The organism is Variovorax sp. LjRoot84 (assembly GCF_964254305.1).
Lineage (GTDB): Bacteria > Pseudomonadota > Gammaproteobacteria > Burkholderiales > Burkholderiaceae_C > Variovorax.
Window position 1 is genome coordinate 4,774,918 of the sequence record NZ_CAXUTE020000001.1, and the last position, 25,587, is coordinate 4,800,504.

At 68.8% G+C, this 25,587-nt stretch carries 23 protein-coding genes; 14 read left to right on the forward strand and 9 right to left on the reverse strand.

Annotated elements, in window-relative coordinates; translation table 11 throughout:
* Positions 1–8: 8 nt before the first annotated feature.
* Positions 9–614: a nuclear transport factor 2 family protein gene (locus tag ACSQ9I_RS23745; protein WP_436314672.1), complete on the reverse strand. Its 606-nt coding sequence runs from the start codon at positions 612–614 to the stop codon at positions 9–11.
* Between the two features lie 209 nt (positions 615–823).
* Between ACSQ9I_RS23745 and ACSQ9I_RS23750 the strand changes: the two genes are divergently transcribed.
* Complete coding sequence (locus ACSQ9I_RS23750; RefSeq protein ID WP_436314673.1) at positions 824–1,147, forward strand: hypothetical protein; 324 nt, start codon at positions 824–826, stop codon at positions 1,145–1,147.
* 42 nt (positions 1,148–1,189) lie between these two features.
* Here the strand turns inward: ACSQ9I_RS23750 and ACSQ9I_RS23755 are convergent, their stop codons facing one another.
* Positions 1,190–2,143: a LysR substrate-binding domain-containing protein gene (locus ACSQ9I_RS23755; RefSeq protein WP_436293262.1), complete on the reverse strand. Its 954-nt coding sequence runs from the start codon at positions 2,141–2,143 to the stop codon at positions 1,190–1,192.
* A gap of 106 nt (positions 2,144–2,249) precedes the next feature.
* On the opposite strand from ACSQ9I_RS23755, the gene ACSQ9I_RS23760 reads away from it, so the two are divergent.
* From ACSQ9I_RS23760 to ACSQ9I_RS23805, 10 genes are all read left to right on the forward strand, one after another.
* Positions 2,250–3,233, forward strand: coding sequence for a Bug family tripartite tricarboxylate transporter substrate binding protein (locus ACSQ9I_RS23760; RefSeq protein ID WP_436314674.1), 984 nt, complete (start codon positions 2,250–2,252; stop codon positions 3,231–3,233).
* A 23-nt stretch (positions 3,234–3,256) separates the two neighbouring features.
* A complete protein-coding gene (locus ACSQ9I_RS23765) occupies positions 3,257–4,807 on the forward strand; it encodes a UxaA family hydrolase (RefSeq protein ID WP_436314675.1) in 1,551 nt (516 codons plus the stop codon).
* Positions 4,808–4,846: 39 nt separating this feature from the next.
* Positions 4,847–6,316, forward strand: coding sequence for an NAD-dependent succinate-semialdehyde dehydrogenase (locus ACSQ9I_RS23770; protein ID WP_436314676.1), 1,470 nt, complete (start codon positions 4,847–4,849; stop codon positions 6,314–6,316).
* 15 nt (positions 6,317–6,331) lie between these two features.
* Positions 6,332–7,132, forward strand: a complete 801-nt coding sequence (gene hpaI / locus ACSQ9I_RS23775) for a 4-hydroxy-2-oxoheptanedioate aldolase (RefSeq protein ID WP_436314677.1) — start codon at positions 6,332–6,334, stop codon at positions 7,130–7,132.
* A 23-nt stretch (positions 7,133–7,155) separates the two neighbouring features.
* Positions 7,156–8,220, forward strand: coding sequence for a tartrate dehydrogenase (locus ACSQ9I_RS23780; RefSeq protein ID WP_093105508.1), 1,065 nt, complete (start codon positions 7,156–7,158; stop codon positions 8,218–8,220).
* 177 nt (positions 8,221–8,397) lie between these two features.
* Entirely contained in the window at positions 8,398–9,096 is a 699-nt protein-coding gene (locus tag ACSQ9I_RS23785; protein ID WP_436293259.1) for an HAD-IA family hydrolase, read from the forward strand.
* Complete coding sequence (locus ACSQ9I_RS23790) at positions 9,093–10,319, forward strand: M20 aminoacylase family protein (protein ID WP_436314678.1); 1,227 nt, start codon at positions 9,093–9,095, stop codon at positions 10,317–10,319. Before ACSQ9I_RS23785 ends, ACSQ9I_RS23790 begins: the two co-directional genes overlap by 4 nt.
* Complete coding sequence (locus ACSQ9I_RS23795) at positions 10,316–10,669, forward strand: cupin domain-containing protein (RefSeq protein WP_436314679.1); 354 nt, start codon at positions 10,316–10,318, stop codon at positions 10,667–10,669. Before ACSQ9I_RS23790 ends, ACSQ9I_RS23795 begins: the two co-directional genes overlap by 4 nt.
* A gap of 330 nt (positions 10,670–10,999) precedes the next feature.
* Positions 11,000–12,781: an IS1634 family transposase gene (locus tag ACSQ9I_RS23800; RefSeq protein WP_436315815.1), complete on the forward strand. Its 1,782-nt coding sequence runs from the start codon at positions 11,000–11,002 to the stop codon at positions 12,779–12,781.
* A 353-nt stretch (positions 12,782–13,134) separates the two neighbouring features.
* Positions 13,135–14,478 (forward strand): IS110 family transposase, encoded by a 1,344-nt coding sequence (locus ACSQ9I_RS23805; protein WP_436312701.1) that lies wholly within the window; start codon positions 13,135–13,137, stop codon positions 14,476–14,478.
* Positions 14,479–14,670: 192 nt separating this feature from the next.
* Here ACSQ9I_RS23805 and ACSQ9I_RS23810 read toward each other — a convergent pair whose 3' ends face one another.
* The 7 genes from ACSQ9I_RS23810 to ACSQ9I_RS23840 all read right to left on the reverse strand — a co-directional run bounded on the left by ACSQ9I_RS23810 (position 14,671) and on the right by ACSQ9I_RS23840 (position 21,691).
* The gene (locus ACSQ9I_RS23810) at positions 14,671–15,828 is read right to left on the reverse strand and encodes an NAD(P)/FAD-dependent oxidoreductase (RefSeq protein WP_436314680.1); all 1,158 of its coding nucleotides are present in this window, start codon (positions 15,826–15,828) and stop codon (positions 14,671–14,673) included.
* On the reverse strand, positions 15,825–17,231 hold the full coding sequence (locus ACSQ9I_RS23815; protein WP_436314681.1) for an FAD-dependent oxidoreductase: 1,407 nt from the start codon (positions 17,229–17,231) through the stop codon (positions 15,825–15,827). The genes ACSQ9I_RS23810 and ACSQ9I_RS23815 overlap by 4 nt, the downstream gene beginning before the upstream one ends.
* Positions 17,228–17,608: a (2Fe-2S)-binding protein gene (locus ACSQ9I_RS23820; protein WP_436296462.1), complete on the reverse strand. Its 381-nt coding sequence runs from the start codon at positions 17,606–17,608 to the stop codon at positions 17,228–17,230. The genes ACSQ9I_RS23815 and ACSQ9I_RS23820 overlap by 4 nt, the downstream gene beginning before the upstream one ends.
* Before the next feature lie 20 nt (positions 17,609–17,628).
* Positions 17,629–18,123 (reverse strand): Lrp/AsnC family transcriptional regulator, encoded by a 495-nt coding sequence (locus tag ACSQ9I_RS23825; protein ID WP_436314682.1) that lies wholly within the window; start codon positions 18,121–18,123, stop codon positions 17,629–17,631.
* Between the two features lie 76 nt (positions 18,124–18,199).
* Positions 18,200–19,603 (reverse strand): aspartate aminotransferase family protein, encoded by a 1,404-nt coding sequence (locus tag ACSQ9I_RS23830; protein WP_436314683.1) that lies wholly within the window; start codon positions 19,601–19,603, stop codon positions 18,200–18,202.
* A gap of 268 nt (positions 19,604–19,871) precedes the next feature.
* Complete coding sequence (locus ACSQ9I_RS23835; protein WP_436314684.1) at positions 19,872–20,807, reverse strand: 2-hydroxyacid dehydrogenase; 936 nt, start codon at positions 20,805–20,807, stop codon at positions 19,872–19,874.
* A gap of 5 nt (positions 20,808–20,812) precedes the next feature.
* On the reverse strand, positions 20,813–21,691 hold the full coding sequence (locus ACSQ9I_RS23840; RefSeq protein ID WP_436314685.1) for a GNAT family N-acetyltransferase: 879 nt from the start codon (positions 21,689–21,691) through the stop codon (positions 20,813–20,815).
* A gap of 238 nt (positions 21,692–21,929) precedes the next feature.
* On the opposite strand from ACSQ9I_RS23840, the gene ACSQ9I_RS23845 reads away from it, so the two are divergent.
* The 3 genes from ACSQ9I_RS23845 (at position 21,930) to ACSQ9I_RS23855 (ending at position 25,570) form a co-directional block, all read left to right on the forward strand.
* Positions 21,930–23,411, forward strand: coding sequence for an aldehyde dehydrogenase family protein (locus tag ACSQ9I_RS23845; RefSeq protein ID WP_436314686.1), 1,482 nt, complete (start codon positions 21,930–21,932; stop codon positions 23,409–23,411).
* A gap of 178 nt (positions 23,412–23,589) precedes the next feature.
* Positions 23,590–24,255: a haloacid dehalogenase type II gene (locus ACSQ9I_RS23850; RefSeq protein WP_436314687.1), complete on the forward strand. Its 666-nt coding sequence runs from the start codon at positions 23,590–23,592 to the stop codon at positions 24,253–24,255.
* Positions 24,256–24,277: 22 nt separating this feature from the next.
* Positions 24,278–25,570, forward strand: coding sequence for an NAD(P)/FAD-dependent oxidoreductase (locus tag ACSQ9I_RS23855; protein ID WP_436314688.1), 1,293 nt, complete (start codon positions 24,278–24,280; stop codon positions 25,568–25,570).
* Positions 25,571–25,587: the final 17 nt, after the last annotated feature.

Below are 25,587 nucleotides of genomic sequence, written 5' to 3' on the forward strand. Positions count from 1 at the left end.
TGCCGGGCTCAGCGCTCGAGCGCACCGCCGGCCAGCCACGCGGTGCCGCGGCGGTAGAGCGCCTCGACCGCCTCGCCCTTCAGCATCGGCATGTCGAGCTTGACCGTGTAGCCGATGCGGGACTGGATGTAGGCGAGATGGCGATAGCCCTCGGGAAACTTCGCCAGCGCTTCGGCATCGAGCTCGACGGTTGCGGCCGAGTCGACGGGATCGATGCGGTCCTTCTCGTAGATCGGCTGCCGATGCAGCAGCTTCCATTCGCCTTCGTGCCTGACGATGAAGTCGTAGAAGCGGCCGGTGCACACCACGTCGCAGAGCACGCCCTCGACCATGCCGCGCTGCGAGATGGTCATCTTGGTCTGCGCGATGGCGCGCTCGCCCGCCACCTCGACGGCCGAGCCGCCCAGGAAGTGCAGGATGCTCACGCCCTTGGCCCAACCCTCCTGCGTGACGCGGATGAAGTCGCGGAACGGGCCCTGGAACCAGGTGGCCATCATCACGCCCTCGGGATGCCACACGGTGGCGAAGCGCTCCCAGTCGCCGGCGTCGCGCCAGACCGCCCAGCGCTCGACCAGCCGGCGGATCAGGAGTTCCTGCTGCAGTGTCTCGTCCATGTCGTCTCCTTGGTGGCGCCGGAGTTTGCGCAAGGCGGCCGGCCGGCGCAAGGACGCGAGCGGAAATCAGTTTTCCTGGCCTGCACAGCCGTGGCGCGTGCAAGGCCGACGCCGGATAACGGAAGCCGCCTACAGCCAATTTCGCTGGCGCTGGCAGCATCCCCCGGCCAACTTTGGAGGTCTGCGTGCATCTGGATGAATGTTTTGCAATGATCGCCCGGCTGAGTCCCAACGCCGCGAAGCTCGCGGCGCGCATGCTGCGCAAGGATCCAGCGGCGCCGGCGGAATGGGCCTTCGCGCTCGAGGTCGGCCTGGCGGACCGCGCCCAAGACTCGGATCCATTGACGACGGACGATCTGCTGCTGATCGCCATGGACAAGGATCCGAAGCATTTCCCGGCCGGCCCCGCGGCCGAGTACAGCGCGCAGCAGGTGCAGGCCATGGAGTTCGTCCGGGCAGTGCGGCGCAAGGGCCCTTATCCCGTTTCGGCCGCCTCCGCCCTGGGGGGCGATCTGCTCGCCGCTCCTCGATGAAGTCGATGCAGGCGCTCGACGGGAAGAAGCGCTGACAGGCCGCTACAGGGCAGCTTCGGTCGACATGCGCTCGGCCGCGGCGGCCCGCAGGCATCGCATCAGTTGCTCGGTAGCCGGCGTCGGGTTGCGCCCGTGCATCGTGATCATGCCAACCGGCGGCAGCTCGATCGGGACCGGCAGCCTGAGCGCCTTGACGAGGCCCTCGCCTTCGAAATGCCGCGCCACGCCGAGCGCAAGAAAGCCGGCGGCGGATCGCTCCCGGATGCAGCTGAGCGTCACGAGAAAGGATGCCGTCTCGACGATGTCCACAGGCGGCACCAGGCGATGCTTGTAGAACATCTGCTCGAGCTTCATGCGCGACGACGCCCAGGGCGGAGGCACCACCCACGGCAGTTGAACAAGCTGGCGCCAGGTCGGCCTGGCGGCGGACGCCAGTTCATGGTCGGGCCGCACCACGACGCACATGGGCTCCGCGTACAAGGCTTCGGTTTTCAGGTCCGGCGCCGCATACCCCGGCTCGAGCCGCCCGACGAAGAGATCCAGCTCGCCGACGCGCAAGCGCGGCAGCAGGCGGGTGAGATCTCCCTCCTCGATCATGACGGTGGTCTGTGTCGAACGCTCCTTCAGCAACGCGACGGCACGCATCAGCAGGGAGGGCGTGGCGACCACCATGGCGCCGACGCTGGTCCGGCCTGCCGCGCCGCTCGCCACGGCAGCGATCTCGTCGCGCGTGCGGCCGTAGTCGGCCAGCACCGATCGCGCGAATCGCACCACGGCCGATCCGTAGGCGGTCGGTTCCGTCCCGCGTGTCGAACGCACGAAGAGTTCGAGGTCGAACATGCGTTCGATCTCCGCCAGCGTCTTCGATACCGCCGGCTGAGTGACCGACAGGAATTCGGCCGCACGGCCGAGATGGCGGAACTCGTCGAGCGACACCAGCAGCTGCAGATGCCGCAGCTTCAGGTTGGAACGAAGCACGCGATCGATGGCAGGCATCGTTCATAACCCAATAGGAAAGAAGAGAGTCGGTAACTTCATTGGATTGTAATGATGAGACCCTGAACAATCGGTGCTTCCCACGATGCAATCAGGAGACAAGACAATGCGATCCAATCGCCGCCAGTTCATGCTGGGCAGCCTCGGCGCCGCCATGCTTCCATTCGCCGCCACGCACGCTGTCGCGGCCGGCTACCCCGATCGTCCCGTCACCTTCATCTGCCCCTGGCCCGCCGGCGGCACTGCGGACGTGACCATGCGCGCGCTGTGCACCGCCGCGGCCAGGGAGCTCGGGCAGTCGGTCGTGGTGGACAACAAGGCCGGCGCCTCCGGGATGATCGGCCTGAAGGCGCTGGCGAGCGCCAAGCCCGACGGCTACACGATCGGCCAGATCCCGATCTCGGTGACGCGCTTTTCGCAGCTCGGCATGGTGCAGGTCGATCCCCTCAAGGACCTCAGCTACATCGCGCGCGTTTCGGGCCAGACCTTCGGCATCGCGGTGCGTGCCGAAGCGCCCTGGAAGACGCTCAAGGACCTGGTGGCCGACGCCAAGGCCAACCCCGACAAGATCACCTACGGCAGCGCCGGCCTGGGCGGCGCGACGCATGTCGGCATGGAGGAGTTCGCCATCGCCGCCGGCGTGAAGTTCAACGCCATTCCCTTCAAGGGCGGTGCGGAGGCGCTGCAGGCGCTGATGGGCGGCCACGTCGATGTGCTGGCCGATTCCAGCTCCTGGGCGCCGCATGTCAAGTCGGGCAAGCTGCGCCTCCTGGCCACGTGGGGCGAGCAGCGCACGACGGAGTTCAAGGACGCGCCCACTTTGAAAGAGGCCGGCTACAACGTCGTGGTGGATGCACCCAACGGCATCGGCGCGCCGAAGGGCCTGCCCGCGGACGTCGCCGCCCGGCTGCGCGCGGCCTTCAAGGTCGCCGCCGCGAGTCCGGAATTCGCCGCCGCCTGCGCCAGGATCGACGCGCCGCTCATGTACCTCGACGCGCCGGACTACGAGAAATACGTGAGCGCCAGCGTGGCCAAGGAAAAGTTGCTCATCGAGAGGCTCAAGCTCAAGGAGCTGATGAGCAAGAACTGAGGCGAACCCGCCAGGAGATCTGCATGACCGCTGTTGCCACCGCTGCCGTCGCCGCCCCTTCGCCGCTCATCCGGCTGCACGAGAACGACAACGTGCTGATCGCCCGCGCCCCCATCGCGCTGGGCCAGGCATTGCCGGAGCTGGGCCTGCGCGTGCGCGCGCAGGTGCCTGCCGGCCACAAGATCGCGGCGAGCCGGATCGCCGCCGGCGAGAAGGTCAGGAAGTACGACACCGTCATCGGCGCAGCCATGCGCGACATCGAGCCCGGCGAGCACGTGCACACGCACAACCTCGAGCTGGTCGACTTCGACCGCGACCCGGGCTTCTGCGAGGACGTGCGCCCCGTCGACTACGTCCCGGAGGCCGAGCGCGCCACGTTCATGGGCATCGTGCGCCCGGACGGCAGCGTCGCCACGCGCAACTTCGTCGGCCTGATCTCGTCGGTCAATTGCTCGGCCACCGTCATCAAGCAGATCGCCGCCCACTTCACGCCGGAGCGCCTGGCGCCGTACCCGAATGTCGACGGCGTGGTGGCCTTCGCGCAGACCAGCGGCTGCGGCATGTCGTCGCCGAGCGAGCACTTCGACGTGCTGCGCCGGACCATTGCCGGCTATGCGCGCCATCCGAACCTCGCCGGCGTGCTGATCGTCGGCCTCGGCTGCGAACGCAACCAGGTCGCCGACCTCGTGGCATCGCAGGGTCTCGTGCCCGGCCCACATGTGCGAACCTTCGTGATGCAGGACACCGGCGGCACCCGCGCCACCATCGCCGCGGGCATCGCGGCCATCCAGTCCATGCTGCCCGCCGCGAACGACGTGAAGCGCCAGCCGGTCAGCGCGGCGCACCTGAAGATCGGCCTGGAATGCGGCGGCTCGGACGGCTTCTCCGGCATCACTGCCAATCCGGCGCTGGGCGCGGCGATGGACATCCTGGTGCGCCACGGCGGCACCGCCATCCTCTCGGAGACCCCGGAAATCCATGGCGTGGAGTTCATGCTCACGCGCCGCGCCGTGAGCCCGGCAGTGGGGCAGAAACTGCTCGACCGCCTCGCCTGGTGGGAGGAGTACACACGCGGCCACAACGGGCAGTTCAATGGCGTCGTGGGCCCCGGCAACCAGGCCGGCGGGCTGGCCAACATCTTCGAGAAGTCCCTCGGGTCTGCGATGAAGGGCGGCACCACGCCGCTGCAGGCGGTGTACGAATATGCCGAGACTATCGACAAGTCCGGCTTCGTGTTCATGGACTCGCCCGGCTACGACCCGGTGGCCTCGACCGGCCAGATCGCCAGCGGCGCGAACCTGATCTGCTTCACGACCGGCCGCGGCTCGATGTTCGGCTCCAAGCCGTCGCCGACCATCAAGCTCGCGAGCAACACGGCCATGTTCACCCGTCTCGAGGACGACATGGACATCAATTGCGGCCTGATCCTGGACGGCGAACTCGACGTGCAGCAGATGGGCGAGCGCATCTTCCAGCACATCCTGCGCGCCGCTTCGGGTGAACCGACCAAGAGCGAGTTGCTGGGCCTGGGCGATCACGAGTTCGTGCCCTGGCACATGGGCATCGTGAGCTGAGCCTTCCTTCGTTAGCCGAACCCCCCGATTCCCGGAACCATGCCCCTGACGCTTTCCCAACCCGGCCTGCTGCGCAGCGCCAATTTCATTGCCGGCGAGTGGCGCGCCGCCACCGGCCGCACGCTCGACGTGACGGATCCCGCCACCGGAGGACGGATCGCCCAGGTACCGGACAGCGGCGCCGATGAGGCGCGCGCCGCCGTCGACGCCGCGCACAGCGCGTTCGCCGCCTGGCGCCAGGTTCCCGCCAAGCAGCGCTCGCAGATCATCAAGCGCTGGAACGACCTTGTGATGGCGAACCAGGACGACCTGGGGCGCCTGGTCTCGCGCGAGCAGGGCAAGCCGCTGGCGGAGGGAAAGGGCGAGATCGCCTACGCCGCCAGCTACATCGAGTGGTTCGCCGAAGAGGCCGTGCGCGCCAACGGCGACGTCATTCCCGCCCCGCTGCCGGGGCGCCGCATGTTCGCGCTCAGGGAGCCGGTGGGCGTGGTCGCTGCGATCACGCCGTGGAATTTTCCCGCCGCGATGATCGCGCGCAAGATCGCCCCGGCGCTGGCCGCCGGCTGCACCGTGGTCTGCAAGCCGGCCGAGGACACGCCGCTGACCTCGCTGGCGCTGGTTGCGCTGGCCGAACAGGCGGGCGTGCCGCCCGGTGTGCTCAACATCGTCACCGCCTCGCGCGAACGCACGCCCGAGGTGGTGGACGTCTGGCTGGACGACCCGCGCGTGCGCAAGATCACCTTCACCGGCTCCACGCCGGTGGGCAAGCACCTCGCCCGTCGTTCGGCCGACACGCTGAAGAAGCTGTCCCTGGAGCTGGGCGGCAACGCGCCCTTCATCGTGTTCGAGGATGCCGACCTCGATGCTGCGGTCGAAGGGCTGATGGCCGCCAAGTTCCGCAACGGCGGACAGACCTGCGTGTGCCCCAACCGCGTGTTCGTGCACAGCAGCGTGCACGACGCCTTCGCCGACAAGCTCGGCGCGCGCGTCGCGGCGCTCAAGGTCGGGCCCGCCACCGATGCCGCCTCGCAGATCGGCCCGATGATCAATGTCCGCGCGGTCGAGAAGATCGAGCGCCATGTCCGCGACGCTGTCGCCCGGGGCGCGCGCGTGCTCGCCGGCGGCGAGCGCCTGGCGGCGCTGGGACCCCACTACTACGCACCCACGGTGCTCGTCGACGTCGACGCGACGATGGCCTGTGCCTGCGAGGAAACCTTCGGGCCCGTGGCACCGATCACGCGCTTCGACACCGAGGCGGACGTGATCGCGCAGGCCAACGACACGCCGTTCGGATTGGCCGCGTACTTCTACTCGCAAGACCTGCGTCGCATCTGGCGCGTGGCCGATGCGCTGGAGTCGGGCATCGTCGGCATCAACGAAGGCGCATTGGCCGCCGAGGCCGCGCCCTTCGGCGGCGTGAAGGAGTCGGGCTATGGCCGCGAGGGCTCGGTCCACGGCCTGGACGACTACCTGCACACCAAGTACGTGTGCCAGGGCGGGCTGGACTGAATGGAAGCAACGGTCATGAATAATTCCTTCAAGCACGCACTGCTCGCCAAACAGCCGCAGATCGGTCTCTGGCTGTCGATGGCGCAGCCCTACAGCGCGGAAGTCTGCGCAACCGTTGGCTTCCAGTGGCTGCTGATCGACGGCGAGCATGCACCCAACGATGTGCGCAGCACCCTGGCGCAGCTGCAGGCGGTCGCGGCCTATCCCGGCCAGCCGGTCGTGCGCGCCGTCAGCGGCGACACCGCGCTGATCAAGCAGTTGCTCGACATCGGGGTGCAGAACCTGCTGGTGCCCATGGTCGACACGGCCGCACAGGCGCGCGCGCTGGTGGCGGCCACCCGCTATCCGCCGGAGGGCGTGCGCGGCGTCGGCGCTGCCGTGGCGCGGGCCTCGCGCTGGGGTGCCCGGCGCGACTACCTGGGCGCTGCCAACGACGAGGTCTGCCTGCTGCTGCAGGCCGAGACCGTCACCGCCCTCGACAACCTCGAAGAGATCTGCGCCGTCGACGGGGTGCACGGCGTGTTCATCGGCCCCGCCGACCTGGCGGCGTCGATGGGCCACCGCGGCGCACCGGGGCATCCCGAGGTCCAGGCCGCCATCGACCGCGCCATCCGCACCATCGTCGCGAGCGGCAAGGCGGCCGGCACGCTGACCGCGGACCTCGCGCTGGCACGCAAGTACCTCGAGCTCGGTGCCACCTTCGTGGCGGTCGGCATCGACGTCACGCTGCTCGCACAGGCCGCGCGTCGCCTGGCCGGCGAGTTTGGCCTCGGCACCGAGAGCGCCATGAGCGCCGCCGGCGCATCCGCGTACTGAACATCGACAAGAAGGCAGACACCATGAGCAAGACGCTTCGCATCGCCGCCATTCCGGGCGACGGTATCGGCAAGGAAGTGATGCCCGAGGGCCTGCGCGTCCTCGAGAAGGCCGCGCGCCGCTTCGGCATCGAACTGGCCGTGACGCACATCGACTGGGCCAGTTGCGACTACTACGTCAAGACCGGGCAGATGATGCCCGACGACTGGAAGTCCCGGCTCGAAGGCATGGACGCCGTCTACTTCGGCGCGGTCGGCTGGCCGGACACGGTGCCGGATCACATTTCGCTGTGGGGCTCGTTGCTGAAGTTCCGGCGCGAGTTCGACCAGTACGTGAACCTGCGGCCGGTGCGTCTGTTCGAAGGGGTGCCCGGGCCGCTGGCCGGCCGCAAGCCCGGCGACATCGACTTCTACATCGTGCGCGAGAACACCGAGGGCGAATACACCAATCTCGGTGGCGTGATGTTCGAGGGAACGGAGCGCGAAGTGGTCGTGCAGGAATCGGTGTTCAGCCGCTTCGGCGCCGACCGGGTGCTGAAGTACGCGTTCGACCTCGCGCAGTCCCGGCCGCGCAAGCAGCTCACGGTGGCGACCAAGAGCAACGGCATCGCGATCAGCATGCCGTGGTGGGACGGTCGCGCGGACGCGGTCGGCAGCGGCTATCCCGAAGTGAAGGTGGACAAGCAGCATATCGACATTCTGTCGGCGCGCTTCGTGCTGCAGCCGCAGCGCTTCGACGTGGTGGTGGCCAGCAACCTGTTCGGCGACATCCTGTCGGACCTGGGACCGGCCTGCACCGGCACGATCGGCCTGGCGCCGTCGGCCAATCTCAATCCGGACCGCAAGTTCCCTTCGTTGTTCGAGCCGGTTCACGGGTCTGCGCCCGACATCTACGGCAAGGGCATTGCCAACCCGGTGGCGATGATCTGGTCGGGCGCGCTGATGCTCGATTTCCTCGGACATCGCGAAGCGCACGATGCGATCGTGCGAGCCATCGAGCAAGTGCTGGCGGCGGGCCCGCGCACGGGCGACTTGGGCGGCAAGGCAACGACGATCGAGATGGGTGAGGCGATCAGCGCGCTGATCTGAAGGCCCTCGTCGCGGCCTGCGGGCGTCGGCGGGTCGCACGCGGCAGAAGAAGATGCCGGCAAGGCGCGGACAACGAAATCCTGTGCCGCAGCGCAGACCCAGTTCGGTTCGGCCATGCAGAAAGCGGCCCCTATGCTCATGGCAACCGGCATTGCCGTCATCACTGGAGCTTTCACCATGTCCCTGCAAGATTTCAAGGTGCTCACCTTCGACGTCGTCGGCACGCTGATCGATTTCGAGGGCGGCATGCTCGCCTACCTGCGCTCCGCCGTGCCCGAGGCCCGCGTGACGGACGAGGACTTCCTCGCCGCCTACCGCTATGCGCGCGCCGACGGCAAGGCCGGCTGGTACCCCGACGATCTGGAGCGCTGCTGGCACGCCATCGCGCCGAAACTCGGCCTGCCCGACACCGACGCGCTCGCGCAGGGCCTGCGCGATTCGGTGGCGCAGTGGCCGGCGTTCCCCGATTCGGTGGAAGCACTGAAGCGGCTCGGCAAACGCTTCAAGCTGGTGACCATGACCAACGCGCAGCAGTGGGCGCTGGCCCATTTCGACAAGACGCTGGGCTCTCCCTTCGACATGCTGCTGAGCTGCGACGACGCGTTGTGCGAGAAGCCCGATGCACGCTACTTCGCCTACGCCCGCGGTCGCTTCGAAGGCGCCTGGGGTTACAAGCAGGCGGACAACCTGCACGTGGCGCAAAGCCAGTACCACGACATCGGCATCTCCAAGCAGCTGGGCATCACCACCTGCTGGATCGAGCGCCGCCATGGGCAGAAGGGTTCCGGCGGCACGCTCGAGTCCAAGCACACCCAGCCCGACTACCACTTCCACACGCTGGCCGAGCTGGCCGATGCCGTCGAGGCCGGGCGTTGACGCTGCAGGCGATCGCCGCGCCGGTCGCCGACCTGCTGCCCGAACTGGTCGCGCTGCGGCGCGACCTGCATGCACATCCGGAACTCGCGTTCGAGGAAAGGCGCACGGCCGGCGTGGTGGCTGCGGCCTTGCGGCTCCTCGGCCTCGAAGTGCATGAACGGGTCGGCGGCACCGGCGTGGTCGGAACGCTGCGCTGCGGCAGCGGCGTGCGCAGCGTGGGCCTGCGCGCCGACATGGACGCGCTGCCGATGGTCGAGCTCGGGCGCGCCGCCCACGCCAGCCGCACGCCGGGCGTGCACCACGGCTGCGGGCACGACGGCCACACCAGCATGCTGATCGGCGCCGCGCGCCAGCTGGCGCGCTCGCGCCGCTTCGACGGCACGGTGCACTTCATCTTCCAGCCGGCCGAAGAGGGCAAGGGCGGTGCGCGCGCGATGATCGATGACGGCCTGTTCGAGCGCTTCCCCTGCGACAGCGTCTATGCGCTGCATAACTGGCCCGACCTGCCGCTGGGCCACGCGCAGACGCGGGCCGGCCCGATCATGGCCGCGGCCGACCGCTTCGACATCGTGCTGCGCGGCCGCGGCGGCCATGCGGCGCAGCCGCATCACACGCCCGACGCGATCCTTGCCGCGAGCCAGCTCGTCGCCCAGTTGCACACCATCGTCTCGCGCCGCATCGACCCCGGCGAATCGGCGGTGCTGTCGGTCACGCGCATCGAAGGCGGCCACAGCCACAACGTGCTGCCCGCGGAGGTGTCGATCACCGGCACCGTGCGCAGCTTCGACGCCGCATCGCAGGACCGCATCGAGGCCGCGCTGCGCGCCACCGTCGACGGTGTGGCGCTGGCCAGCGGCACCCAGGCCGAAGTCAACTACGTGCGCTACTACCCGGCCACGGTCAATACCAGCGACGAGGCCGCGCTCGCGCTCGCCGCGGCAAAGGCCATCGGCCTGCAAGCCGACATGGCGCCGCGCGCGGCCTTCACCTCGGAGGACTTCGCCTTCATGCTGAAGCGCCGGCCCGGCGCCTACCTGTGGCTGGGCCAGGGCCGCGCCGATCCGGGCCCGGAGGGCGATCGCGCGCTGCACCACCCCTGCTACGACTTCAACGACGATGCGCTGCCGCTGGGCGTGCGCTGGTTCTGCGAGATGGCCGAGCGCGCCCTTGCCCCGGCAGCCGAACCCGCATCCCCTCCTCCTCTTTCCTCTTCATCCTCATGAGCATCACCGTTCTGCACCAATCCGCCACCATCGGCGGCCTGCAAGACCAGGGCACGCCCGCGCGCCCGCTGAGCGAGCCGCCGTGCCGCCTGCGCGGCATCGACGTCGAGCTGGCAGGCGCCGGCGGCAACAACAGCGGCATCTGGGAATGCGAACCCGGCCGCTTCGAACGCCAGCTGCCCAATGCCGAGGTCATGCACATCCTCGCGGGTGCGTGCACCTTCACGCCGACCGGCGGCGAGCCGCTTCGGATCCGCGCGGGGGACACGCTGTTCTTTCCGCAGCACACCACCGGCGAATGGCATGTGCATGAGACCCTGCGCAAGGTGTTCGTCGTGATGGCGATGTAGGGCCCGCACAAGCCCGGAGTGCATAGGGTCTTGGCTCTGGACGCTTTGTGAGTGTTAGATGGTTGCGTGCGCCTTGAAGGCCCGATGCCCTCACCCCCGCCCTCTCCCGGAGGGAGAGGGAGTAAGACCTGTGCGTGAAGCGTTCTGCCTGGTTCCCTCTCCCTCCGGGAGAGGGTTAGCCCATCTTTCTCAACCCAACCCCGATTCCGACGATTTTTCGGGTGTCGAGCGACGCAAGTGGTTGATCCGTATAGGGGTGACGCGGCAAAACGCTTGTGGTGGAGACCTTGGTCCTTGGCGTGCAGGCGAGTGGTTCCTAAACTGCGGCGCATGTTCCTGCGCTGCAACCGACGCCTGAAGGACGGCAAGACGCACGAGTACTGGAGCGTGGTGGAGAACCGCCGACTGGCCGATGGGCGCGTGGTGCAAAGGCAGGTGCTCTACCTGGGCGAGATCAACGCGAGCCAGCGCGAAGCCTGGCGCAAGACCATCGAAGTGCACGACGAGGGAAGGAGACGCCAGGTGGCGCTGTTCCCGGCCGGCTCGATGCCCGCGGACGACGCGAATGCGATTGGCATCCGTCTGGACGAACTGCGCCTCGAACGCCCGCGCCAGTGGGGCGCGTGCTGGCTGTCATGCGTGCTGTGGCAGCAACTCGAACTCGATGCCTTCTGGAGCGCTCGACTGGCGCCCTCGCGTGAAGGCACCCCGTGGCTGCAGGTGCTGCAAACGCTGGTGGCCTACCGTCTCATCGACCCCGGCAGCGAATGGCGCCTGCACCGCCACTGGTTCGACGCCAGCGCGATGGCCGACCTGCTGCACGCCGACTTCGCGCTGGCCGAGAAGAACACGCTGTACCGCTGCCTGGACAAGCTCACGGCCCACAAGGACGAACTGTTCAAGTTTCTGTGCCAGCGCTGGGGCGAGCTGTTCGGCGCCAAGTTCGACGTGCTGCTGTACGACCTGACCAGCACCTACTTCGAGAGCGACGTGGAGCGCAGCGAGCACGACAAGCGCCAGTACGGCTACAGCCGCGACAAGCGAGGCGACTGCCGCCAGGTAGTGATCGCGCTGATCGTCACGCCCGAGGGCTTCCCGCTGAGCTACGAGGTGCTCTCGGGCAACACGGCCGACGCCACGACGCTTGGCGACTTCCTCGATCGCATCGAGCAGCGCTACGGACGCGCCAACCGGATCTGGGTGATGGACCGCGGCGTGCCCACCGAAGACAGCCTGGCGAAGATGCGCCGCATGGGAGCGTCCTATCTCGTGGGCACACCCAAGGGGCGGCTGACCAAGCTTGAGCAAGGCTTCCTCGCACAGCCGTGGCAGCGCGTGCGCGAAGGCGTCGCTGTCAAGCGCCTGGGCGCTGACGAAGACACCTACGTGCTCGCGCAAAGTGCGGCACGCATCGACAAGGAGCGTGCGATGCGCCGCCGCCGGCTCGGCCGCTACGTGCAGCGCCTGCAGGCCTTGCAGGGCCAGACGCTCACGCGCGATCAACTGCTCATGAAGCTGGGCGCAGCCAAGCACGACGCCGGGCGAAGCGCCCAGCTGATCAAGGTTCATCTGCCCGAGGCCAGCAGCAGCGCCAAGACAGCGTCCTTCGAGTTCGAGCTCGATCGCGCCCGGCTGCGCCAGGTGCGCCGCCGTGAAGGGCGCTATCTGCTGCGCACCAACCTCGCAGCCCACGATCCCGCGCAGCTGTGGACGTTCTACATCCAGCTCACCGAGGTCGAGCAGGCGTTCAAGGAACTCAAGCACGACCTGGCCGTACGCCCGATCTTCCACTCCAGCGAGAAGCGCATCGAGGCGCACATCTTCGTGGCCTTCCTCGCCTACTGCCTGCAGGTCACCTTGAAGGCCCAACTCAAGCGCCTGGCGCACGGCATCACGCCTGCGGAGGTCATCGCCAAGTTCAAGACCATGCAGATGGTGGACGTGCACGTGCCCACCACCGACGGCAGAGAGCTCGTGCTGTCGCGATACACCCAGCCCGAGGCCGATCACCGCATGCTGCTGGACCTGCTGCGGCTGAGCCTGCCCGATCAACCCCCGCCGAAGATCACCGCCAAACACGCCCGCATCACTGCCCAACCCATCCCGATGTAGTGGAGACCTTCGAGGTCGTGCTGAATCAAATCAAGCACTTAGCCGGCTTCACACCTGTCAGTTGAGAAAGATGGGTTAGCGAAGTAATCGGCCCGCTTGCGCCGCAAATCGCCCCGAAGAAACACGTGGCGTGTCGCGCCAGATCGTGGCACGGTGGAGCGTGGCGCCGGGGAAGACCGAAGCAGCAATGGTGCAAATTGCCCGCGGGTTAGCGTGGTCTTGGGCTGCGTCATCGACATTGGTGAATCGTCATGCGGGTTGTTGGCTCGCACGGCGATATCCCGTTTGAGAGAGTGATCAAGACGACGTACCCGATCCGGCGCCACGTTCCAACCTCAATCATGGAGGACCCCATGGCGCAACGCAACCGGATGATCTCCCGAGGCGGTCTCAGCCTCACCCACCCCAACGCGGCCGGCATCGACATCGGCTGTGCCTCGCACTTCTGTGCGGTGCCACCGGAGCGCGACGACGAGCCCGTGCGCGAATTCAAGAGCTTCACCGCCGATCTCGAGCGCCTGGGCGACTGGCTCGATGCCTGCGGCGTGGACATCGTGGCCATGGAGTCCACCGGCGTGTACTGGATACCGCTGTTTGAACTGCTGGAGCGGCGCGGCTTCACCGTGTTATTGGTCAACGCGCGTCACGTCAAGAACGTCTCGGGGCGCAAGAGCGATGTCATGGATTGCCAGTGGTTGCAACAACTCATGAGCTTCGGGCTGTTGCGCGGCGCGTTCCGCCCGGCCGATGAGGTCTGCGTACTGCGTGCGCTGACCCGCCAGCGCGCCACGATCCTGCGCACTCAGGCACGCCATGTGCAGCACATGCAAAAGGCGCTGACGCAGATGAACATTCAACTGGCCAACGCCATCTCCGATGTGGCCGGCGAGACCGGACAGAAGATCCTGCGCGCCATCGTGGCTGGCGAGCGCGACGGTCGCAAGCTCGCCGCACTGAAGAACTCCCGCATTCACGCCAGCGAGAGCGAGATCGCCGCCAGCTTGCAGGGCAGTTGGCGCGCAGAACATCTGTTCGCACTCAAGCAGGCGTTGGACGCCTTCGACTTCTGCGGCACCCAGCTCGGCCAATGCGACAGCGAGATCGAGGCCCAACTGCAGCGCCTGCACACCCACGATGGCGACCCCGCCAAGGGCAAGAAGCGTGGCCGCGCTCGCAATGCCCCGAGGTTCGATCTACGCAAGCAACTGTTCCAGATGTGCGGGGTGGACTTGACCCGCATCGATGGCATTGACGTCACCACTGCACTGGTCGTCATCTCCGAGATCGGTGCCGACCTGGCACGCTTCCCCAGCGACAAACACTTCGCCTCGTGGCTGGGCTTGTGTCCAGGAACGAAGATCACCGGAGGCAAGGTGATGAGCGGCAAGACCAAGCGCTGCGCCAACCGCGCCGCACAGGCCCTGCGTCTGGCAGCCGCCGCGCTGCGCTCCAGTCACTCGGCATTGGGTGCGTACTTCCGGCGTCTGTGCTCACGCATGGACAAAGGAAAAGCTGTCACTGCCGCTGCTCACAAACTCGCACGGCTGATCTACGCGATGCTCACCAAGGGCGAGGAATACACCGATGCAGGGCAAGACTACTTCGAGGCGCGCTACCGCGAGCGCGTGCTGCGAAACCTCACCGAACGCGCAAAGAAACTCGGCATGCAGATCGTGCCCGTCGCTCAATCCGCATGAATACACCGTTAAGAATCAATCACTTGCGCGGTGTTTCTTGAGAGGGTGGGGGGCGCCGAGCCTATCCACGGAGGCGGGCGGTGTGCCCTGGGCCGGCCGTTGAGGCACCGCCGAGCGCGCAGGGCAGCCGCGAAGGGGCCGGTGATGTCGGCCGGCACAGGGCACACCGCCCGCCTCCGCACCCCAACCGCTTCAGGCCGCCTGCTTCGCCAACTCGGAAGCGAACCGGCCGATCGAGAAGCTCTCGATCGGCGTCGACGTGCGCCCCGTGGCGATCAGCTCGGCCATCGTCTCGCCCACGCCCGGGCTGATCGCGAAACCCTCGCCATTGAAGCCGAAGGCGTAGTGCAGGCCCGGCACGCGGGCGCTGGGGCCGATCACCGGCTGCCAGTCGCCGGTGTAGCCCTCGATGCCGCTCCACACGCGGATCAGCTGCACGTGCTCGAAGGCCGGCACCAGGCGTCGCAGCTCGCGCAGCTGGCGCAGCACGTTGTCCGGTTTCACGTAGGCCCGGATCAGGTCGGCATGGGCCGGCCCCTTGAGCCCGCCGCCGAAGACGATGTTGCCGCGCGCGATCTGGCGGAAGTACAGGCCTTCGTGCTCGATGGGCGATGAGACGCCGATCGACGGGCCGATGGCATAGGGCAGCGGCTCCGTCACGCCCATCTGCGGGCCGCGCGCGTCCATCGGCACGGCTTCGCCGAACTGCTCGGCCATGCGGTTCGACCAGGCACCGCAGGCCACCAGCAGTTGCGGCGCGCGAAAGCGCCGGCCGTCTGCCGTGTGCGCGACGAAGCCGGTGCCGTCGCGCTCGACGTGCATCACCTCGGCATGCTCGACGATGTTCGCGCCGGCGCGCCGGGCCGCGCGCGCGAAGGCCGGGCCGGCCAGGCGCGGGTTGGCATGGCCATCGTTCGGCGAGAGCGAACCGCTCACCACCTCGGGCGCGAAGATGCCCCAGCGCCGGCGCAGCTGCCCGGCACTGAAGAGCTCCAGGTCGAGGCCCAGCGGCTTCACGTCCTTCGCATGCTGCTCCAGCACCGCGGCCTGCTTCTCGGTGTAGCAGACGCGCAGATGGCCGTAGGGAACGAACTCCAGGTCCTCGCCCAGCAGTTCCTTCACGCGGCCCCACACGGCACGCGCGCGGTTGGCCAGCGGCATCTGCGCCAGCGCGCGGCCCTGGCGCCGCACATTGCCGAAGTTGGTGCCGCTGGCCTGGCGGCCCACCAGCTCGCGCTCGAGCAGCGTGACCGACAGGCCGTGCTCGCGGCGCAGGAAGAAGGCGGCGGTGGTGCCCATCAGGCCGCCGCCCAGTATCAGCACGTCGGTGTCATGTGTTCCCGGGCTCATGCCTGCACCTCGCGCGTATTCATCATCAGGGGCTTGACCGGCGCCTGCGTGCGCAGCCGTCCGACTTGCTCGACAGGAATACCGCAGGCCTGCGCCACGATCTCGGCCGACGCATGGCCGCAGAAGCGGCCCTGGCAGCGGCCCATGCCGACGCGGCTGAAGGCCTTGGCGCGGTTGACTTCGCGGCTGTCCATCTCGTTGACGCAACGCCGCAGTTCGCCGGCCGTCACGGCTTCGCAGCGGCACACCACCGCATCGTCGGGCAGTGCCGCGGCCTGCGCGTGCGGCCAGGGAAAGGCGCGCGCCAGGCCTTCGCGGAAGCGGTCCATCTGCGCCAGCGTGCGGCGCAGCGCGGCGGACTCGGCGTCGTACAGCACGCGGCCCGGCGCGTGACCCAGGTCGGCGAGCGCCGCCAGCGCGGCCAGCCGGCCGGCGGCCTCGGCGCCGTCGGCGCCGAGGATGCGGGCGCCGTCGCCGGCGAGGTAGACGCCCGGCGTGCTGCTGCGTCCGTCGGCATCGATGCGCGGCAGCCACTGCCGGCTCAGCGGCTCGAAGTCGAACTCGCAGCGCGCGAGATCGGCCAGTTGCGTCTCGGCGCGCAGATGCCAGCCCAGACCGACCGCATCGCATTCGAAGCGCTGCTCGCGTCCTTGGGCATCTCGCACGGCAACGGCCTGCACACCGAGGCCATCGTCGCCGTCGATGCGAAGCGGCGTCACGCCCTGCAGCACCGGCACACCGGCGCGGCGCAGGCCGCGGATCAGCGCCAGGCCGCGCAGCGCAAGCCGTGGCCGCGCGAAGAGGCCGGCCACGGCGCCCCAGGGCTTGGCGGCCGGCGCAGTGTCGAGCACCGCCTCCACCTGCGCACCGGCCTGCACGTACTGCGACGCGACCAGGTACAGCAGCGGTCCGCTGCCGAGGAAGACGACGCGCGCGCCGATCGCGCAGGCCTGCGCCTTCAGTGCGATCTGCGAGGCGCCCAGGCTGTAGCAGCCGGCGCGCTGCCAGCCGGGCACGGGCATCAGGCGGTCGGTGGCGCCGGAACACACCAGCAGCGCATCGAAGGGCAGCGTCTGCGGCTCGCCCTCGCGCACCACGTGCAGGGCGCCTTCGCTCACATTCCAGGCCAGCGTGTCGCTGCGGTAGTCGATTTGTCCGCGCAGCGCATCGAAATCGCGATGCAACGCCTGCGCCTTCTCGGCTTCGGTGCCGTAGAGCTTGGCGTAGGGTCGCTTGAAGCCTTCGGGCTGGCGGCGGTAGATCTGGCCGCCGTCGCGCCGGCTCTCGTCGATCACGATGGGCCGCAGCCCGGCCTGCACCAGGGCCTGCGCCGCGCGCACGCCGGCGGGGCCGGCGCCGACCACGACGATGCGTGCGGGATGAGCGAGCGATGCAGGGCTCATGCTGCCGCCCCCGGGGCATGGCGCTGCAGGGATTGCAGCAGGTCCGGCGTCGCCGGCCAGTGCTGCGCGGGCGGCCGCGTGCACACCGACATGCCCGCCGTCACGGGGGTGGAGCAGGCGCGCAGGCGCTCGCCGGCCGGCGTCCACACCCAGCAGTCCTGGCAGGCGCCCATCAGGCAGAAGCCGGCCCGCGCCCCGTCGCCGAACTCGCTGTCGCGCACGCGCCGGCCGTGGGCGAGCAGCGCCACCAGCAGGGTGTCGCCGGCCAGCGCGGTGGCCGGCTGGCCGTCGATCTGCAACGTCAGCGTGGGTCTGTCGGTTTCGGCCAGCCGCACGAAGCGGGCGGACGGACGGGAGCGAGGCGGGGTGTCGGGCATGGACGAAACGGAAGCGCCGGTCAGCGCTGGTTGGGAAACAGCCGTTCGATCGGACAGTGCGTCTTGATGAAGGGCGACTTGATCACGATGTAGCTGAAGTACTTCGCAATGCCGATGTTGCGTTCGAGCAGTTCCTCGATCACTTCCTGGTAGTGGTTCACGCCCCGCGTCAGGAAGCGCAGCAGGTAGTCGTAGCCGCCGCTCACCAGGTGGCATTCGAGCACCTCGTCGACATCTCTGATCGCGGCCTCGAAGCGTGCGAAGTCCTCGCGATGGTGATCCTGCAGCGTGACCTCGGTGAACACGGTCAGCGTGTCGCCGAGCTTCTCGAGCCGCAGGTGCGCACCGTAGCCGGCGATGTAGCCTGCCTGCTCCAGCCGCTTGACGCGGATCAGGCAGGGGCTGGGCGAGAGGCCCACCGCGTCCGCCAGGTCCACGTTGGTCATGCGCCCGTTCTTTTGCAACTGCGCCAGGATGCGCAGGTCGAGTCGGTCGATCTTGAAGGCTTCTGACATGGCGGCGCCGAAAAACGAAGAGAGCCCGATTCTGCGTCTGTCTCGATGGGTTGCGGGGCGGCGCGCGGGCTTTCGCTCAGGCGGCCAATGCGGCGCGCACGTCGGGCGCGGCCAGCACCTCGTCCAGCGTCTTCTTCAAGCGCGTGAACATCTGGGCGAACTCGTCTTCGGTGAAGGTGAGTGCAGGCGCAAAACCGAGGATGTGGTCGCCGAAGGAGCGGAACACCAGGCCGTTGCGATAGCCGGCGGCGAAGATGCGGTCGGACAAGCCCAGTGCGGCATCGAAGCCGCGCTTGCTCGCCTTGTCGCTCACTAGCTCCAACGCACCCAGCAGACCGCGGTGGCGCGCATCGCCCACCAGCGGGTGCGCGCAGAGCGCGTCGAGCCCGGCCCCGAAATGGGCCGCGCCGCGCTGGCCGTTGGCGAGCACGCCGCCTTCCTCGTACAGGCGCAACACCTCCAGCGCGACCGCGGCGCTGACCGGGTGCGCGGAGTACGTGGCGCCGTGGCCGACCGACGCGCCCGCCGGCACGCCGTCGGCAATGCCCGCATAGACCTGCTCCGACATCATCGTCGCGCCCATCGGCGCGTAGCCGGCGGTCAGGCCCTTGGCCATGGTCATCAGGTCGGGCTCCACGCCCTCGGCCTCGCACGCGAACATGGGGCCGGTGCGGCCGAAGCCGGTGATGACCTCGTCGACGACGAAGAGAATGCCGAGCTCGCGCGTGGCCTCGCGCATCGCCTTCAGCCAGCCCTTGGGCGGCACGATGACGCCGCCCGAGCCCTGGATCGGCTCGCAGAAGAAGGCGGCTACGTTGTCCGCGCCCAGCTCGGCCACCTTGGCGCGCAATGCGGCAACCGATGCTGCGATCAGCGCCTGCGGGTCGGCGCCGTCCGCATGGCGATACGCGTAGGGCGACGGGATGTAGTGCTGCGTGGGCAGCGGAAGGTCGAAGCCGCGGTGGAAGGCCGGCAGTGCGGTCAGGCCGGCGCCGGTGGACGAGGAGCCGTGGTAGCCGCGCTCCAGCGCGATGAACTGCTTCTTCGACGGCTTGCCGATCGCGTTGTGGTACTGCACGATGAAGCGCACCGCGGCATCGATCGCCTCGGAGCCGCCGAGCGTCAGGTACACGCGGGTCAGCGATGCGGGCGTGATCTGCACCAGCTTCTCTGCCAGGCGAATGGCCGGCTCACTGCTGAAGTGGAAGTAGCCGGTCGCATAGGGAAGGCGGCGCATCTGCTCGGCCGCGGCCTGCACCACGCTCTCCTGTCCGTAGCCCACGTTCACGCACCAGAGGCCTGCGAAGGCGTCGAGCAGTTCGTGGCCGCTGGCATCGGTGAGCCATGCACCGCGGCCCGAGGCCAGCACGGTAGGGCCACGCTCTTCATGCATGCGCCAGGGCGAGACGGGATGGATGAGGTGCGCGCGGTCGATGGCGTCGAGCGCGGCGAGGTTGGGTAATGCGGTGGGATGCGTCATTTCGGTGTCGGATGGAGCGAGAGCGAAGAGGCTTTCGATGGCCATCAGCTTAGGCGGCGCACCGCATCGCGTGGTGCTGCTTTGGGGTCCTCGCGCAATGCAGGCTGCGGTTGTGCGAGTTGCTACAGCAGATCCTGCGGTGCGCACCGAGAACCGTTCGGGCTGAGCTTGTCGAAGCCGGTTCAACGCAAGCCCTTCGACAAGCTCAGGGCGAGCGGTGTGGGTGAATCTCAGGGCGAACGTGCATCTCGAACGGTGCGGGTGAATCTCAATACCCGCGAGCCCGATCGACCAGGCCGAGCAACGGTTCGCCTGCCTCGAAGCGCTGCAGGTTGTCGAGCACCACCTCTGCCGCACTCAGCGGCTGCGTCATGCTCGCGATGTGCGGCGTGAGCTGGATGTTCGGATGGCGCCAGAAAGCATGCTCCGGCGGCAGCGGCTCGGGCTCGGTCACGTCGAGCACGGCATCGCCGATCCGGCCGCTGGCCAGCGCGGCCAGCAGGTCGGCATCAACGAGTTGCGGCCCGCGGCCGACATGCACCAGGCCCGCGCCTTCGGGCAGCATCGAGAACAGGCGCGCGTCGAGAAAGCCGCGCGTCGAATCGGTGAGCGGCAGCAGACACACGAGGATCTCGGTGCGCGCAAGGAAGGCAGGCAGCTCGTCGGCGCCCGCATGGCATTGCACGCCGTCGACTGCATGCCGCGAGCGGCTCCATCCTGCGCAATCGAAGCCCAGGCCGACAAGCTGCGCCAGCACCGCCTGGCCGAGCGAGCCGAGCCCGAGCACGCCGACGCGCCGTTCGCCCGCGGGTCGCACCGGCAACGGGCGCCACTGGCCCTCCTGCTGCTGGCGCCGGTAGCGCGGCATGTCGCGATGCAGGCCGAGCGCCGCGTGCGTCACGTACTCGACCATGCCCTGCACGATGCCGGGCTCGACCATGCGCACCACCGGCAAGTCCGGCGGCAGCGCCGCGAAGTCGAACTGGTCGACGCCGGCGCCGGAAGAGAACAGCACCTCCAGGTTCGGGAAGCGCTCGGCCAGCTGCGGCGGCGGCTCCCAAGCCGCTAGGAAACGCACTTGCGCCGGGTCGCCGATGTCGGGCCAGATGCGGAAGTCGATCCCGGGCGCGCGGCGCCCGAACACCTCGGCCCACTGGCGGCCGCGCACCGGATCAGACTTGTAGAGAAAGGTGGTCGTGCCCATCGCCATCAACCGACGGCTTGGGTCACGATCGCGAACAGCGCCGGCCCGCCCGGCGGCGTGGCAAGCGGCGCACCGCGCACCATCGTCGTCGGCGCGTCCACGCGCAAGAGGCCGATGCTCTCGAGCCATTCGGCCAGGCCACTGGCGAAGTCGATGTCGATGCGCGTGAAGTGGCCGGCGTTCAGGCCGGCGAGATGCGCGATCAGCGCTTTCGCGCCTTCGGCATCGGGCGCCACCACCGGACCGATCGCGTGCCCGCGCCCGAAGCGGCGCAGCATCGCAAAGCCGCGCGGCTCGTTGTCATGGTCGAGCACCACGCAGGCGTCGGCCGCGGCCAGCAGATCGGCGATCAGCGCATCCCGCGGCATGCCGCGCGCCGCCGCGTCGAGCGCCTGCAGCGATGCCGCCTCGCTCTGGCCGGCGGGCCGCAGGCGCCAGCCCGTGGGCAGCGCGACCAGCGGCGCCGGCTGGGCCACGCCCTGGTGCTGCCGCAGCTCGCCAGTGCGCACAAAGCCCAGGCGCTCGTAAAGACCTCGCCCGTCGGCGGTCGCATGCAGCAGCACCGTGTGCGCGTCCAGGCCTTCGAGCAGCGCGCTCATGAGCCGGTGGCCGAGGCGGCGACCCTGGCAGGCCGGCGCCACGATCACGAGGCCGATGGTGGCGTGACGCTCGCCCCAGCGCCAGCGCAGCGCGGTGGCGACGAGCTCGCCGTCGCGCTCGGCGACGATGCCCTCGGCATGCGCGAACACCTGCGCCCAGTCCGCGGGGCGGTGCGGCCAGCGCAGCTCGGCCGTCAACGCGTGCGCGACCGGCAGGTCGGCAGCGGTCATGGGTCTCAGCACCACGCCGTCGAGAGCAGGTGCATTCGGTGTCTGGGCAGGCATCGGGAAGGTCTTTTTGCAGCGAAAAGGCAGGTCATCTTGGACGACATCCGCGCCTTTCGCCAGACCCAATTCGCGCTTCGCCGCAACTTGCAAGCTTCGCCTGTTGCGGCCCCGGGTTTCGCAATTCGATGCGGCAGCGCGCGCGCTTACGCACACAAATGCCGCGCCAACCTGCCTAGCATCGAGCGCCGTTTCGCGAGCTCGCGTTTCGGCAACAGATTTCCATCGAAAGTCCAACATGCAAGTCTTCGACCCGCGACAGATCCACGCGCCCTCGGGCCACTTCATCGGCGCACGCCTGGTCCCCGATGCCGGCCGCATGGTCGTGCAACGGCCCTCCGACGGTCAGCCGCATGCCGAGCTTCCGCTGGCCGATGAGGCCACCGTGGACGCTGCCGTGCGCGATGCCTGGAGCGCGTGGCGCGCGAGCGACTGGGCACGGCGCGCGCCGCGCGAACGCGCTCGCGTGCTGCGTCGCTGGGCCGACCTGATCGAAGCCGACGCCGCGCGCCTCGGGCCGCTGGAGGCCGTGTGCTCCACGCGCCCGGTGCGCGACGCCATCGCCTGGGACGTCCCGTTCACGGCCGAAGGCCTGCGCTTCTTCGCCGAGTACGCGGACAAGCTCGGTGGCGAGGTCGCGGCCACGCGCCACGATCATCTGGGGATGGTGGTGGCCGAACCCTATGGTGTGGTCGGCGCCATCACGCCGTGGAATTTCCCGCTGGTCATGGTGTCGTGGAAGGTCGGCGCCGCGCTGGCCGCCGGCAACGCGGTGGTGCTCAAGCCTTCGGAGCTGACGCCCTTCTCGGCCCTCAGGCTGGCCGAGCTGGCCGTCGAGGCCGGCGTGCCGCCCGGGCTCTTCAACGTTGTGCAGGGTGACGGCCGCACCACGGGCGACGCGCTCTCGCGCCATCCGCTCGTCTCGAAGATGACCTTCACCGGCTCCACCCGCACCGGTGCCGCCATCATGGCCGCCTGCGCCATGACGGGGCCCAAGCCGGTGACGCTGGAGCTGGGCGGCAAGAGCCCGCAGCTGGTGTTCGACGACGCGCCCGACGTGGACCGGCTGGCTGGCATGATCGCCGGCGCGATCGCCGGCAACGCGGGGCAGGTGTGCGTGGCCGGTTCGCGGCTGATCGTGCAGCGCGGCATCGCCGAGGCGCTGGTCGAGCGCATCGCGGCGCGCTTGGAAACGCTGCGCCCGGGCGCGACCTGGGACGACGCGGCCACGCTGCCGCCCATCGTCTCGGCGCTGCAGGCCGGGCGCATCCAGGACATCGTCGATCGCTCGCGCGAGGCCGGCGGCCGCATGCGCTGCGGCGGCGGCCTGTTCGACGGCGGCCCCGGCGGCGCCTACTTCCGGCCCACGCTGATCGAGGGCGTGGACGCGGCCAACCCGGCGGTGCGGGAAGAGATCTTCGGGCCGGTGCTCACGGTCCAGACCTTCGGCGACGAGGAGGAAGGCTTGGCGCTGGCCGCGCACGAACACTACGGCCTCGCGTCCGGCGTGCACACCGCCGACATCGGCCGGGCGCTGCGCGCGATGCGCGGCATCTCCGCCGGCACCGTCTGGATCAACCGCTACGGGCGCAGCGCCGACTTCGTCATCCCCACCGGCGGCTACCACCAGTCGGGCATCGGCAAGGACCTGGGTCGTCAGGCAGTCGAGGCGAACCTGCGCTTCAAAAGCGTGCTCATCGACTTCGCAGCAACGCACTGAGGTGCGCGGCTGCACACGCAAGGGGCAGACCGCACGGCATGCCGCCGCACCCCCTCCAAACCGCAGCTTTCGTGCGCCGGGCGCCCCCATTTCCCTACAACCTCGGCGCCGCTGCGTGCTGCAATCGCTTCGTCATGAGTTCGTCGCATTTACATCTCTCATCCAAGGAACAGAGACCATGAGCATCCGTCCCAAGTACATCACCTTCGACTGCTACGGCACCCTCACGCGCTTTCGCATGGGCGAACTTACGCGCGACATCTTTGCTGACCGCATTCCGGCCGAGCAGATGGAGCAGTTCATCGCCGACTTCAGCGCCTACCGCTTCGACGAAGTGCTCGGCGACTGGCAGCCCTACGAGGTGGTGCTGAAGAACGCGGTGCGCCGGCTTTGCAAGAAGTGGAAGATCCAGTACTTCGACCACGAAGCGCAGAAGTACTACGACGCGGTGCCGACCTGGACTCCGCACGAGGACGTGCCCGCCGGTCTGGCCAAGGTCGCCAAGGAGATCCCGCTGGTGATCCTCTCGAACGCCTCGGACAGCCAGATCCAGAAGAACGTCGCGATGCTGGGCGCGCCCTTCCATCGCGTCTACACCGCGCAGCAGGCCCAGGCCTACAAGCCGCGCCTGCAGGCCTTCGAGTACATGCTCGACTCGCTGGGCTGCAACCCCGAAGACGTGCTGCACGTGTCCTCCAGCCTGCGCTACGACCTGATGTCGGCGGACGACCTCGGCATCGTCAACAAGGTCTTCGTCAACCGCGGCCACGGCCCGGGCAATCCGGCCTACCGCTATGTCGAGATCAAGGACATCGGCGGCCTGCCGGGCGTGGTCGGCCTCTGAAATTCTGCAAGTGCACCACGCAATGAAGCTCGACTCCTACTGGACCGATTCGGCGCCCGCCTTCGCCCCGCGCTCGTGCGAGCTGCCGGCGCAGGTGGATGTCGCGATCGTCGGAGGCGGCTTCACCGGCCTGTCGGCGGCGCTGGCGCTGGCCAAGCGCGGCGCCACGGTGGCGGTGCTGGAGGCCGGCGAGCGCGTGGCGGCCGAAGCCTCGGGCCGCAACGGCGGGCATGTCAACAACGGGCTGGCGGTGGACTACGCCGATGTCGCCGCCAAGGTCGGCGTCGAGCGGGCCCGTGCCTGGTACCGCGCCTACGACGATGCGGTGGACACGGTGGCGCGGCTGGTGCGCGACGAAGACATCGATTGCGACTTCCTGCGAAACGGCAAGCTCAAGCTTGCGACGCGGCCGAACCAGATGGCCGCGCTCCAACGCAGCGCCGAGCGCCTGGTCGCCGACCGCGTCGACACCGATGTCGAGATCCTCGACGCGGCGCGCGTGCACGCCGAGGTGCAGAGCGAGCGCTTCCACGGCGGCCTGCTCTACAAGCGCAGCGGCCAGATGCACATGGGCCGCTTCGCTCACGGCCTGGCGGCAGCGGCCGAGCGCCACGGTGCGCAGATCCACACCGGCACCGCCGTGCGCCGCCTCGAACGGCTGGGTCCCGGCCATGCGCACCGGCTGCACACGGAGCGCGGCACCGTCAGCGCCCAGCAGGTGCTGCTGGCCACCGGTGCCACGCGCCACGGCGGCTACGGCAGCTTCGGCTGGCTGCGTCGCCGCATCGTGCCGATCGGCAGTTTCATCGTCGTCACCGAGCCGCTCGGCGCCGACCGCGCGCAGGCCCTGCTCTCGGCCCGGCGCACCTACGTGACGGTGGCCAACATCCACCACTACTTCCGGCTCACCGCCGACCACCGGCTGGTGTTCGGCGGGCGTGCGCGCTTCGCGGTCTCCAGCCCGCAGACGGATGCCGCGAGCGGCGAGATCCTGCGCGCGGGACTGGCCGAGACCTTTCCGCAGCTCGGCGCCGTGCGGCTCGACTACTGCTGGGGCGGCCTGGTCGACATGACGCAGGACCGCCTGCCCCACGCCGGCGAGCGCAACGGCCTCTACTACGCCATGGGCTACAGCGGCCATGGCACGCAGATGTCGGTCCACATGGGCGAGCGCATGGCCGCCGTGATGGGCGGCGACGCGCTTGCCAACCCCTGGGGCGACCGCGACTGGCCCGCGATCCCCGGCCACTTCGGCCCGCCGTGGTTCCTGCCGGCGGTGGGCCTGTACTACAGGCTCAAGGACCGGCTGGCCTGAGCGCCTTTTCTTCATCG